General features: G+C 60.8%; 13 protein-coding genes. 12 read left to right on the top strand and 1 reads right to left on the bottom strand.

Going from position 1 to position 12891, the window contains the following annotated elements; translation table 11 throughout:
- Positions 1 to 30: 30 nt before the first annotated feature.
- Positions 31 to 540, bottom strand: coding sequence for a helix-turn-helix transcriptional regulator (locus AC0JZ4_RS22260; RefSeq protein WP_471888653.1), 510 nt, complete (start codon positions 538 to 540; stop codon positions 31 to 33).
- 151 nt (positions 541 to 691) lie between these two features.
- Between AC0JZ4_RS22260 and AC0JZ4_RS22255 the strand changes: the two genes are divergently transcribed.
- From AC0JZ4_RS22255 to AC0JZ4_RS22200, 12 genes are all read left to right on the top strand, one after another.
- The gene (locus AC0JZ4_RS22255) at positions 692 to 1402 is read left to right on the top strand and encodes a CoA transferase subunit A (RefSeq protein ID WP_471888652.1); all 711 of its coding nucleotides are present in this window, start codon (positions 692 to 694) and stop codon (positions 1400 to 1402) included.
- Position 1403: 1 nt separating this feature from the next.
- Positions 1404 to 2069 carry a 3-oxoacid CoA-transferase subunit B gene (locus AC0JZ4_RS22250; RefSeq protein WP_471888651.1) on the top strand — a complete coding sequence of 222 codons (666 nt, stop codon included), beginning with the start codon at positions 1404 to 1406 and terminating at the stop codon, positions 2067 to 2069.
- A gap of 85 nt (positions 2070 to 2154) precedes the next feature.
- Complete coding sequence (locus AC0JZ4_RS22245; protein ID WP_471888650.1) at positions 2155 to 3336, top strand: acetyl-CoA C-acetyltransferase; 1182 nt, start codon at positions 2155 to 2157, stop codon at positions 3334 to 3336.
- A gap of 628 nt (positions 3337 to 3964) precedes the next feature.
- Positions 3965 to 4768, top strand: coding sequence for an ABC transporter ATP-binding protein (locus AC0JZ4_RS22240; protein ID WP_471888649.1), 804 nt, complete (start codon positions 3965 to 3967; stop codon positions 4766 to 4768).
- A 12-nt stretch (positions 4769 to 4780) separates the two neighbouring features.
- The gene (locus tag AC0JZ4_RS22235; RefSeq protein WP_471888648.1) at positions 4781 to 5626 is read left to right on the top strand and encodes an ABC transporter permease; all 846 of its coding nucleotides are present in this window, start codon (positions 4781 to 4783) and stop codon (positions 5624 to 5626) included.
- A 63-nt stretch (positions 5627 to 5689) separates the two neighbouring features.
- Positions 5690 to 6682, top strand: coding sequence for an ABC transporter substrate-binding protein (locus tag AC0JZ4_RS22230; RefSeq protein WP_471888647.1), 993 nt, complete (start codon positions 5690 to 5692; stop codon positions 6680 to 6682).
- Positions 6683 to 6766: 84 nt separating this feature from the next.
- Positions 6767 to 7681 carry an NAD(P)-dependent oxidoreductase gene (locus AC0JZ4_RS22225; protein ID WP_471888646.1) on the top strand — a complete coding sequence of 305 codons (915 nt, stop codon included), beginning with the start codon at positions 6767 to 6769 and terminating at the stop codon, positions 7679 to 7681.
- A gap of 112 nt (positions 7682 to 7793) precedes the next feature.
- Entirely contained in the window at positions 7794 to 9443 is a 1650-nt protein-coding gene (locus AC0JZ4_RS22220) for an FAD-dependent oxidoreductase (protein WP_471888645.1), read from the top strand.
- Positions 9436 to 9609, top strand: coding sequence for a hypothetical protein (locus tag AC0JZ4_RS22215; protein ID WP_471888644.1), 174 nt, complete (start codon positions 9436 to 9438; stop codon positions 9607 to 9609). Before AC0JZ4_RS22220 ends, AC0JZ4_RS22215 begins: the two co-directional genes overlap by 8 nt.
- A 37-nt stretch (positions 9610 to 9646) precedes the next feature.
- Positions 9647 to 11395, top strand: coding sequence for an FAD-dependent oxidoreductase (locus AC0JZ4_RS22210; protein ID WP_471888643.1), 1749 nt, complete (start codon positions 9647 to 9649; stop codon positions 11393 to 11395).
- A 3-nt stretch (positions 11396 to 11398) separates the two neighbouring features.
- A complete protein-coding gene (locus tag AC0JZ4_RS22205; protein ID WP_471888642.1) occupies positions 11399 to 12334 on the top strand; it encodes an NAD-dependent epimerase/dehydratase family protein in 936 nt (311 codons plus the stop codon).
- Positions 12331 to 12768 carry a nuclear transport factor 2 family protein gene (locus AC0JZ4_RS22200; protein WP_471888641.1) on the top strand — a complete coding sequence of 146 codons (438 nt, stop codon included), beginning with the start codon at positions 12331 to 12333 and terminating at the stop codon, positions 12766 to 12768. Before AC0JZ4_RS22205 ends, AC0JZ4_RS22200 begins: the two co-directional genes overlap by 4 nt.
- Positions 12769 to 12891 lie beyond the last annotated feature (123 nt).

Here is a 12891-nt window from a genome sequence, read left to right as displayed (position 1 = left end):
GCGCCCAAAGGAGATAGCGCGTACCGGGTACTAACGCTTCTCCGCGCTGAGAAACCGGGCGATCAGTTCACCTGAATTCTTCAATCCGGCCGCTTTCAGCAGGCGTGCGCGGTGGGACTCGATGGTACGCTTCGACAGGCCGAGTTCCTGAGCAATGACCTCGCTTGTCTTGCCCTGCGCCACCAAAGCAACGATCTGCGCCTGACGTTGCGTCAATGCCAGCCATTCACGGGCGACGGGACGTGCCAGCGGCTGGAAGCAATATACCACCTGTGCCATGGAATCGGTTGTGACGAAACTGCGGCCATGCACCTGGCACCAGAAGCGCCGGCCGTCATTGGCGGTCATGATCCGTTCGTCGAAATAGACGGCACCACCCGACAGATGCGCTCTCCACATGTGCCCGGCCCGGACGAAGTCGGCATGCGTCGGATAGAGCAGTGCAAAGCTCCGATCGATAAGGTCGGCGCGGGAATAGCCGAAGAGGTCCACGAACTCCTGATTGCAGTCCCGGATGATGCGATGGGTGGCGAAAACCATTGGAACAGGCATTTCCGCCAACCGAAAAGTCAGGCTTCGACGCTCCTCCCCCATCATGTCCTCCTCGACTGGTGCAGTATAAATACTGCTAACCGACATCGTCGATCATGACTAGCTTCTTCTTGCACCTCAGTGCATCAGGGAGGAGACAATGAGGAAAGTTGTATCGAGCGCCGTGCAAGCGCTTGCCGGCCGGCTTGCGGACGGCATGACGATAATGTCGGGCGGTTTCGGCCTTTGCGGCATTCCGATGAGCCTGATCGAGGCCATCAGGTTGTCGGGCGTGAAGAACCTCACGGTTATTTCCAACAATGCAGGCGTAGACGGATATGGGCTTGGAATTCTCCTCGAGACCCGTCAGATCAGCAAGATGATCTCCTCCTATGTCGGCGAGAACAAGCTGTTTGCCGAGCAGTTTCTGTCCGGCGAACTTGCCTTGGAGTTCAACCCGCAGGGGACGCTGGCCGAACGAATCCGCGCCGGCGGCGCCGGTATCCCGGCCTTCTACACGAAGACCGGCATCGGCACGCTGATCGCGGAGGGCAAGGAAGTACGCCGCTTCGGGGAGGATGACTATCTGATGGAAACCGGCCTCTTCGCCGACATCGCCATCGTCCATGCCTACAAGGGGGATACGGAAGGCAATCTCGTCTACCGCAAGACCGCGCGCAACTTCAATCCGATGATGGCGACGGCTGCAAGGCTGACGGTCGCTGAAGTCGAGCATCTGGTGCCGGTCGGCGAGATCGAACCGGACATGATCCACACTCCCGGCATTTTCGTGCAAAAGATCTTTCAGGTCGAAAGATCCGACAAACGCATCGAGAAACGCACGGTGCGTCAGAAAGCGGAGGTCGCCTGATATGCCCTGGACACGTGAACAGATGGCGGCACGGGCGGCCAGAGAATTGCAGGACGGCTTTTACGTCAATCTCGGCATCGGCATCCCCACCTTGGTCGCCAATTACATTCCCGACGGCATCGAGGTCACGCTGCAGAGCGAAAACGGAATGCTCGGCATGGGCGAATTTCCGTTCGAAGGCGAGGAGGATGCGGACCTGATCAATGCGGGAAAGCAGACGATCACCGAACTCAGGAAGACGAGTTACTTTTCCTCGGCCGACAGTTTCGCCATGATCCGCGGTGGGCATATAGACCTGTCCATCCTCGGTGCCATGCAGGTTTCCCAGAACGGGGATCTCGCCAATTGGATGATCCCCGGCAAGATGGTGAAGGGGATGGGCGGCGCCATGGATCTCGTCGCCGGCGTCAAGCGCGTCGTCGTCGTCATGGAACATGAGGCCAAGGGCGAAGCCAAGCTGCTGAAGGAATGCAGCTTGCCGCTAACCGGCACGCGGGTCGCGGACCTTGTCATCACGGATCTTGGCGTTTTCAACGTCGCGCGACATGGAGAACCGAAACTGACGCTTGTCGAAATGGCTGACGGAGTGTCGCTCGACGAGATCCGGGCAAAGACGGACGCTGCTTTCGAATTGTCGAAGGAGATGGAAAGCCGGACATCGATCTGATGGCACTGCGGCCGGCAAGCCTTTCGAGAACGGATTGCCGCGAGGCGGCAATCCTCACGCATCATCGTTCGAAGTGGAGAGGAACATGGGGAACATCAGATCCGTGGTGATTGCATCCGCGGGACGCACTGCCGTCGGTTCTTTCAACGGTGCCTTTGCCGGTGTTGCAGCGCATGAACTCGGTGCGGCTGCAATCCGTGGTGCGCTTGAGCGTGCCGGCGTGGACGGGGCGGAAGTCGATGAGGTGATCCTCGGCCAGGTGCTGCCGGCCGGTGAGGGACAGAACCCGGCGCGGCAGGCGGCGATGAAGGCCGGTGTGCCGAAGGAAGCGACGGGCTGGGGCGTCAACCAGCTCTGCGGCTCGGGCCTGCGTGCAGTTGCGCTCGGCATGCAGCAGATCGCGCTCGGTGACGCGCAGATCATCGTCGCCGGCGGGCAGGAATCGATGTCGATGGCGCCGCATTGCGCCCATCTGCGCGGCGGCGTGAAGATGGGCGACTTCAATATGATCGACACGATGATCAAGGACGGCCTGACCGACGCCTTCTATGGCTACCACATGGGCGTCACAGCCGAAAACATCGCCCGCCAGTGGCAGCTTTCGCGTGACGAGCAGGACCGCTATGCGGTCGCCTCGCAGAACAAGGCGGAAGCGGCGCAGGCCGCCGGCCGTTTCCGCGACGAAATCCTGCCTTTCGTCATCCAGACCCGCAAGGGCGATGTGACCGTCGATCAGGACGAGTATATCCGCACGGGCGCAACGATCGAGGCGATGGCGAAACTGAGGCCCGCCTTCGACAAGGACGGCACGGTGACCGCCGCCAATGCGTCCGGCCTCAATGACGGTGCGGCGGCCGTCGTGCTGATGACCGAGGCGGAGGCTGCGCGCCGAGGTCTGGAGCCACTGGCGCGCATCGCCTCCTGGGCAACGGCCGGCGTCGATCCGCAGGTCATGGGCACGGGGCCTATCCCGGCATCGCGCAAGGCATTGGCAAAGGCCGGCTGGACCGTCGGAGATCTCGATCTCGTCGAGGCCAACGAGGCGTTCGCGGCGCAATCCTGTGCCGTCGTGCGAGACCTTGACCTTGATCCGTCGTTCGTCAACGTCAATGGCGGGGCGATCGCCATCGGCCATCCGATCGGCGCGTCCGGTGCCCGCATTCTCAACACACTTCTGTTCGAGATGAAACGGCGCGGATCGGGCAAGGGGCTGGCGACCTTGTGTATCGGTGGCGGTATGGGTGTTGCCATGTGCCTTGAGGCATGACCTGGCGTTCAGTTCAGGCGCAACGACATGCAGAAAACAGAACCCTAAATCCCAAGACCGGATGGCCTGATGTGGCCATCCGATGCATCGGCGCGTTCAAAACGGTCGCCAGATTGGCCTTGCTCGTGAAGGCCGCCTACCTCACTATCAGGAATGTAAGTATCGACAGATCTTGGGGCGATCCACACGTCCCGACTATGGCAAATTCTATCGCATGTTACGACGATCACCCGCAAACCTGCGCCAGCCGGCCGAAATCATTGATGGCGGCCAATCGGACACCTTGGCCGCGCCATTCCCCGTATAAATCCGGCTGCCAAACAGACGCAAAGGCGGCACCGCAGCTGCCGCAGGAACACTGTTGATAGTTACATTCGAGACGGTTACTTTTGTGACTTGAATGAAGCCATGGGCGTCTGAGGAGGAGACATTCAGCGCCGTTGGGAGGATCAATGCAAAGTCGTCAAATGCCTGACCTGCGCGAACTTCGCGGCAGTATCGGGTTCTCGATCACGTCGTCCGCGTCGCATTGCTGCGTTGCGGGCCTGGAGGATTTGCGGGGCCACCGATCGACTGGTGCCTTGCCTGAAGGTGAAGATTGCAATCACAAGACAAGGGTGGAACCGGCATGAACATCGTAGCCAATCAGATCGAACGAACGGTTCGCCATGCTCCAGCGGAGCGCCCGGCGGCTATCGAATTCGACGGCGTCGTCGCCCGTTTCGGCGCGCTTCATGCAATGGGCCCGACATCACTTAAGGTCGCCAAGGGAGAATTTCTCGCTATCGTCGGCCCCAGCGGCTGCGGCAAGTCCACGCTTCTCAACATGGTCGCCGGAACGCTGAAGCCGGCGGAAGGAACGGTCAAGTACAAGGGCGCGGCCGTCGAGGGCATCAACTACGACGTCGGCTACCTCACGCAGAAGAATTATTGTCTACCCTGGCGCACCGTGGAGGCGAATGTTCGCCTGCCGCTGGAGTTCAGAAAGTTCTCCAAAGCCGAGATGGCGGAGCGAGTTTCCACGTCGATCAGGAAAGTCGGGCTGCAAGGGTTCGAGAAGGCATATCCCAAGCAGCTGTCCGGCGGCATGCTGCAGCGCGTGATGATCGCCCGCACCCTCGCCTACCGTCCGGACATCTACCTGATGGATGAGCCTTTCGGCAGCCTCGATGCGCAACTTCGCACGCGCATGCATGGTGAGCTTCTCAAGCTCTGGGAGGAAACCGGCGCGACATTCGTCTTCGTTACCCATGACCTTCAGGAAGCGATCACCCTCGCCGACCGCGTCGTCGTCATGTCGAAGCGTCCTGGCCGTCCGAAGCTTGTGGTCGATATCTCGCTGCCGCGACCGCGCGACGTGATCGACATCCATGCCGACCCCGCCTTTGGCGCCTATGTGCGCGAACTGTGGTCGGCGCTCGACATTTCCTGAGGAGGAGCAAAAATGGCTACAATCGAATCCGAAGCGCAGCCGCGCCCGGCATCATCCGGCAGCGCACTGTTCAATGTTCTCATCCACTCAAACGCCATCATTCAGGTGACGGTCGTCGTCGTCATGGTGGCACTGTGGGAGTTCTGCTCGCAGTATTTCAGGCTATTGTTCTGGATCTCAAGCCCCAGCGCGATCATTGCCGAAATCCGCAATTGGGCCTCGACCGGTGAGCTTTATCGCGACATGAGCGTCACGCTCACCGGAGCGGGTCTGGGCTTCCTTATCGGCAGCGTCACCGGGTCGATCATCGGTTTCATGCTGGGCTGGGTGAAGAGACTGGGAGACCTTTTTGAACCCTTCGTGCTCGCACTCTACACCATCCCCAAGATTGCGCTGGCGCCGCTTTTCGTCCTCTGGTTCGGAATAGGCCTGACCAACAAGATCATGTTTGCGGGATTGCTGGTCTTCTTCATGGTGTTTGTGACGACCTATCAGGGCACCCGGCAGGTCGATCGCGACCTCGTGGAGAATGCACGTCTTCTAGGCGCGCGTCGCTTCAGCATCTGGACGAAAATCGCGATCCCCTATTCGGCTGTCTGGATGCTTGCAGGGGTTCGTATCGGCCTGCCCTACGCCCTGATCGGCGCGATCGTCGGCGAATTCGTCGCCTCGACCGCAGGCGTCGGGTTCCGCATCAAGGAAGCGACGCAGTACATGAACACCGCCGGGGTCTTTGCCGGATTGGTCGTCCTTATGGCGATCAGCCTCGTCCTGCTGGCCGGCCTGAAACTGATCGAACGTCGGGCTCTCGGCTGGCAGACGGCAAAGGGCGAGATCACCATGAACGACGGCCATTGACATGAACCGATGCATTGCGTGGAGGCGGTGCATCTTGAAAATACAGCTGTGGAGGAGAACCGAATGCTGAAACATTGTTTGAAGGCGATCGTTGTCGCGACGACGGCGATCGGGCTGGGCGCAACCGCGGCCCTGGCGGAAAGCCAAAAAGTGGACATGGCTCTGGCCGGAGGAAGCTTGGTTGCCGCGATCCCGCTCATGGTGCGCGATATGGGATTTTTCGAAGCCCATGGGATAGAGCCGAATTTCATCATGATGGACAGTTCAAGCGCGGCAGCGACCGCACTGATGTCCGGTTCCGTGTCGCTGGCCTTTTCCGGCCCGGGTTCGCTGGTCGCGGCCCAGGCCCGCGGCCAGGATCTGGTGGCCATCAACTCGACCTTCCGCGGTCTGGGTGGCACGCTGGTCCTGTCCAAGAAGGCTGCGGAGGCCGCCGGCATCACTGCCGAGGCGCCGCTGGCGGAACGCCTGAAGGCGCTCAACGGGCTCAATATCGCAACACCGAGTGCGACATCCACCTATACGCTGACCTTCGACGCGGCGACGAAATCCGAAGGGGTAAAGGCCAACTTCACCTATATGTCGATCTCGACAATGCCCGCCGCCCTGACCAACGGCGCGATTGATGGCTTCGTGGCCAGTGCGCCCTACTGGCTTGCCCCGTTGCTCGATGGTTCCGGCGTCAGCTGGATCTCGGGTCCGAAGGGAGAACTGCCCAGCCAGTTCTCGCCCGCTCATACCGCAGTGACCCTTACGACACGCGCCTATGTCGACGAGAACAAAAAGACGATCGATGCGGTCAATGCAGCCTTCAACGATTTCATCGGCGCGATCGACACGTCGCCCGACAAGGTGAAGGACGCCATGCGGAAGGAATTCCCCAATCTTTCCGCCGAAAGCATCGGGCTGATATTCGATTCCGAGGCGAATGCCTGGAAGGGTGGTGCGATCAAGCCGGAGGAAATCGCCCACGAGGTGGATCTTGCAGTCGGCAGCAACAGCCAGATCCCGAAGACAGTCAAGGAACTGGACCCTGCAACGATGGTCTACAACTGATCATCGGATTAGGGCTTCAACTGGCCTGCGGCCTCTTCCCACGGCGGAGCGCTTGCGCTCCGCCCCATCAATCGGAACTGTCTCATGCATATCGGCTATATCGGCCTGGGAAACATGGGCGGCGCTGTTGCTAGCCGCCTCCAGCAATCACACCTGCTTCATGTCTTCGATGTCAATCCGGACGCCGTCGGCAGGCTGGTGGCGCAAGGGGCGACAGCCTGCCACTCGGCGGCGGACGTCGCGGACCGCGCGGATATCGTCTTTCTCTGCCTGCCAAAGAGCGACCATGTGCGAACCGTGATCTTCGGCGCACAGGGCCTCGCCTCGGTCACGGGCAGACATCTCCTGATCGTCGATCAGACCACCGGCGATCCCGCCGTAACGAGGCAGATGGCCGCAACGCTTGCCGAAACGAATGTGGAGATCTGCGATGCTCCGGTCAGCGGCGGCCCGAACGGCGCGGCTGCCGGCACGCTTTCGATGATGGTGGGAGCGACAGAGGCCCAGTTCGCGAGGATATCGCCGCTGCTGAAGGCCATCAGCCCGCATGTCTTCCACGCAGGGACGGTCGGTGCCGGACAGGTCATCAAGCTGGCGAACAATCTCCTGCATCACTCGCAACGGCTGCTGAGCCTTGAGATCATCGCGCTTGCCGCCAAGAACGGGATCGAACCGGCCCGTGCCGTCGATATCATGCTTGCAAGCTCCGGCCGAAACTACTTTCTGGAGCACAACATGCACCCGCGCATTCTGGCCGGCGAGATGCAGTCGGGGTTCACCCTCGACCTGCTGTTCAAGGACGTCAGTCTGGCGACGCAGCTCGCGACCGCTTCAGATGTTCCCATGCCCCTCGCCAACCTGGTCCAAGAGCTTTACCGTATCCACATCGGTGAGCTTGGCGGCGGTGAACAGGTCAATCGCGTGGCGCAAAACGTCGACCGCTGGAGCGGGACCGGAATCGTCGGATCGGCGCAGAAAAAACACTCAGGTGCTGCTTGATGGGTTTGATGGTTACAAATGAAACCATTACATTGGTAACCATCAAGCATTCACCGCATCCTTGGCGCGCAGTGTCGGGGGCAAGTTTCAGTCTCCTGTCGGGAGGACAGACATGTATTTCACCTGGACAAAATATCCCTTCAAGCGGCCACCGGAACTGGACGGTCTAGGCGCCTCTCATCAGGTGGCGATCGTCGGCGCCGGGCCTGTCGGGCTTGCCTTGGCGCTGGCCCTCGGCCGCCAGGGCATCCGTGTCGTGCTGCTCGAGGCACGCGACCAGGTCTCGGACGGAAGCCGCGCATTGTCGCTGGACGGACTGTCCATGCGCATGCTCGACAGGCTGGGCGTCGGCGACGCCTTTGCCGCGATGTGCATCGGTCGGGAGGAGAATATCGTCTATTATCGCGACAATCTCGTCTACGAGATGAAGTACGACAAGCCCGGCGGACAGAAGCACGACCAGTTCAACATCCTGCAACAGTGCTGGATGGAAAAGCTGCTGCTTGACGCCGTGGAGGCATGCCCTGCCATAGACCTTCGCTGGCACAGCCGCGTCGAAAGCGTCAGCGAAAGCGGAGCCGGCGTGGTGCTTGAAGTCGGCACGCCGGAAGGCCGTTACGCGATCCGGTGCGACTATGCCGTCGCGACCGATGGAGGGCGCGGCACTACGCGCCTGCAACTCGATATTCCCTATGAAAGCGTAACCGAGGAGGATATCGGCGATCGCGCCTTCATCATCTGCGACTTCAAACTCGACACAACCATGTCGAAGGCGCGTCGCTTCTACCTCGATCCGCCCTACAAACCCGGCGCGACGGTGCTGCTGCATGCTCAGCCTTTCGATACCTGGAGACTGGACTACTCGATCGAAGCCGATGAGGACGCCGACGAGGAGGCCAAACTGGAACAGGTCCGCAAACGGCTCGATGCGCATCTCGCGATGATCGGTGAGCACGGAACCTATGAAATTCTGTGGACCTCCGTCTATCGGCCACGCGCCCTGACGGCAGCTCGCTACCGCAGCGGCCGCATCTTCCTCGCCGGAGACGCTGCCCATCTGTCGCCGATCTTCGGCGGCCGGGGCCTCAATATGGGATTCGGCGATGCCTTCAATCTGGCCTGGCGCCTTACGGCGGTCTTGAGGGATGGCGCGGATGGCGGCCTGCTCGACGGTTACGAGATCGAGCGGCAGCAGATGGTGCGCAAAACGCTGAACGACCTGTCGCAGGCGGCGGTGTTCATGGCGCGTCCGTCAAAGGGTGTCACCCTGATGTGCAACGCGATCCTCGACCTCGTCCCGACAGAACCTTTCGTGCGCGACCTCTTCGATGCCCACCGCGCCCCGAAGCGGGAAGGCTACAGCCAGACCGGACACTGGAACGACGACCCTCCCAAAGGCGCCTTTCCAGGCAATCCCATCCCCAATGTCGCGCTGTCGAGCGAGGGGAAGACCGCTTATCTCTGTGACCTCCTGCCGGACGGCTTCGGTGCAGTCGTGGTGACTGACGGCGGCACCGCACCGAAGACGGTCATCGACCGTCTCACTGGCAAGGGATTGGCGTCACCGGTCGTCGTCGATGCCGGTACGCCTGCGGCTCGGGAACTTTCCGCCGCAAGCGGTACGATCTTCCTGATCCGGCCGGATGGCTATGTCGCCGCGCGGACTGAGAACCATGAAACGCTGCTGATCGAGCACTGGCTGGAGGACTGCCTCGGCCACCATGGTGCCGTCGGCAAGATGAGGGAGCTTGAAAATGTCTGACTCGACGCCTGAAGTGAAAGCGGCCTTTCGCCTTCTCGCAAAGGCCATCGACTCTGTCGGTGACGACAAGACCGAGATCTTCCTGGCGAAGCTTGCCGTTCTGCTGGCCGACAAGCTGCGCAACGAAGCAGAATTCGAGGATGCGGTAGCGCGTGCGATGCGGTGATCGACCGACATCGCGATTGAGGGCCGCGGGAGGAAACATGACTGAAGGCAAGCGCAACGACTGGGATCACGAGACCGACCTGCTGATTTTTGGCAGCGGCGTGGCCGGATTTTCAGCGGCAATCTTTGCCCGCAAGAAGGGGCTGGATGTCGTTGTCTGTGAGAAGGAAGCGGTGGTCGGCGGCACGTCGGCCACGTCCGGCGGTTTTGCCTGGGTTCCCAACACATTGCAGGCGAAAGCCGCGGGAACCGAGGATTCCGTCGAGAACGCGCGAAACTATCTCAGGCACGAACTCGGTAATCACTACCGTGCCGACCTGGTCGACGCGTTTCTGCAGTCGGGACCGACCGCGATGGCAGAGCTTCAGGATGGAACCGACGTCGTGTTCGATTTCGTCCACTGGCCGGACTATCACGCAAGCCAGGTATCCGGCGTCCGGTCTGGCCGGACGCTTGAGACGCGCCGCTTTGATGGACGTAAGCTCGGCAAGGATTTCGAACTTCTTCGTCCGCCGATCAAGCGGCTGATGCTTCTAGGCGGCATGTCGATCGACAAGCGAAAAATCGACGATTTCCTCAACCCGTTCAAGTCGGTTGGTGGCTTTGGCCGCGTCCTGAAGACCTTTGCGCGTTTTGCCGTTGATCGCCTCACCTATTCCCGCGGCACGGATATCGGCGCCGGCAATGCAATGATGGCCCGTATGCTCCTGACGCTGCGTCGCCAGAATGCCGGAATATGGACCAACGCTCCCTTGGTCGAACTGCTGCGGGAGGGAGACAAGGTCCTGGGCGCCATCGTCCTCAAGAACGGCAGGAGGCTGCGGGTCCGAGCACGCAAGGCGGTTCTGCTTGCCACGGGCGGCTTTCCGCACAATGCCGACATGCGTCGGGAACTCGGCCCGGATCATCCCCATGACCTATCCGTCGGCTGGCAGGCCAATGTCGGCGAAGGGATCAATGCCGGCAGAAAGATCGGCGCCGTGATCGACCGAGACGTGGTCGGTCCGGGCCTCTGGCAGCCCTCGTCGCTGCTCAAGCACAAGGATGGCTCGGTCGAGACGATCCTTTATGGCTATCTCGATCGCGGCAAACCCGGCGTCATCGCCGTCGACGGTTCGGGCCGGCGCTTCGTCAACGAGTCGAATTCCTATCACGACATCGGCGAGGCCATGTTCCGCAACGGCGTGGCGACGGGAAATCGGTTCTACTTCATCTGCGACAGGGCCTTCGTCTGGAAGCGCGGACTTGGCCTGATCAGGCCGTTCCGCCCGTCGCTCAAGCCGTTCGAGCGCTCCGGCTACATCACCGTCGCCGACACGATCGAGGCGCTGGCGGAAAAGATCGGCATCGATGCGCAATCGCTCGCCGAGACCGTCAGGCGCAACAACGACAACGCCGTCACCGGCGTCGATCCCGACTTCCATCGTGGTGAGAACCCGTTCAACTCGATGCTTCTCGGCGATCCGACCGTAAAACCGAACCCCAATCTCGGCCCGATCTCGAAGCCACCCTATGTCGCGCTCCGCATCTATCCATCGACGCTCGGAACCTCGATCGGCTTGAAGATCAACGCCGATGCTCAGGTCTTGGACGCAGGCGATCGCCCGATAGAGGGGCTTTATGCGGGTGGACAGGATTTTTCGCCGGTGATGCGCGGCTATTATCCAGGTGGCGGCATCAATATCGGCCCGGCCATCGTCTTCGCCTATGTGGCGGTCCAACATATTTCGCAGGCAGGCGCCACCGGAAAGCAGCCACGCCTTGCGATTGCAGCAAGCGGGAGTTGATGCGTGACGATATTGGTAATTGGCGGCGCCGGCTTTATCGGCCGTCGCGTGGTGAAGTCCCTGGCAAACAGGGGGCATGACGTCGTGGCGGCTGATCTTGCCAATGCAAGCTTCGACGATCTCGGGGGCCGGGCAAGATCCGTTCGCCTGGATCTGGCGGACTTCGAGCAGGTCGTCACCTGCATGTCGGAGTGCAAGCCATCGGCCGTGATCAATCTCAGCTATATGCGCGAAACGACGCCACGGGCGGCATTCAGGGTCAATGTTCTGGGCATGGACAACTGTTTTGAGGCCGCGCGCCTGTGCGGGGTTGCTCACGTCGTCTATTCAAGCTCCATCGCGCTCAATGGCCGGCAGGCGCCCTATGGCAACAAGGCCATCCATGAAACGGACCCGCCCTATCCGGTCACGCAATATGCCAACCACAAGGTCTTCAACGAATTCCAGGCCAGGGAGTACCGCGAGAAACATGGCGTGCGGATCACCGGACTGAGGGCAGCCCATATCGCCGGCTCTGACAAGCTGATCGGTTCGGTGGATCATGTGCTCTGCGTCGTCAAGGCAGCCCTGAACGAGCCGGTCGTTTTCGAGCATGAGGACAGGATGCGCTGCGTCGTGCATGTCGATGACATAGCCGACGTGTTCGCGACCCTGGCACTGTCGAAAACGACACAGCACGCGATCTATAATTCGGGCGGCGAAACGCTCAGTCTGCGTCAGATCGCCGACATGGTGCGCCGCAAGTTGCCGACAGCGGATATCCGCTTCGACAAGGCGACAGGCGGCGAAGCGCTTTCCACCGCTTACCGGTTCGATAACAGCCGCCTGGTCGCAGAGTTCGGCACCACTTATCCGTCCTACGAGCTCCGTATCGGCGAAATGATCGACCAGATCAGGTCGACCGCCGCTCTGCCACAGGCTGAAGGAGCCGCGGCATGACGACTGTCGAGGATCGGTTGCGTATACTGGAAGACCGTTTTGCGATCAGCGAGCTACGCTCGAAATACGGATGGTTCACCGCCCGCGGCCAGCGAAACGAGGTCGTCGGCCTGTTTACGCCGGACGGCATTTTTGAAAATCATCGATCTGAGGGGAGCTCGCCGGCCATAGCCGAGGGCGAGGAAGGGCTAGTCGCCTATTTCGCCAGGATGGCGCCCGGCCGCCGTCTGCCGATGGTCACCAACGAAGTTGTTCACATAGACGGCGATGTCGCCGAAGGCACCTGCGTCATGATGTCTGCGGGGAACGAGCCTTTCTGCGGCCACTATGTGGACAGCTTCGTGCGCAGCCACGGCGGATGGCTCTTCCGCAAGCGCAGCTTTTATCCCTATTGGCCGGTCTTTGCACCTGACATGGAGCGGCCGCTTCCGTAAGCGGACGGGAAACGAACGGTTATGGCAATTTCAGCTTGTTGGTTACAAATGCAACCGTCATGATCGCAACCATCTAAGGCGACAAGTCACGGGGGGCACCGCCCTTCCCGGCGGAAAATCAGC

This window comes from [Rhizobium] kunmingense (genome assembly GCF_977018605.1).
The sequence above is the reverse complement of the archived record's forward strand: the minus strand, read 5'-3'. Positions and strand labels throughout refer to the sequence as shown.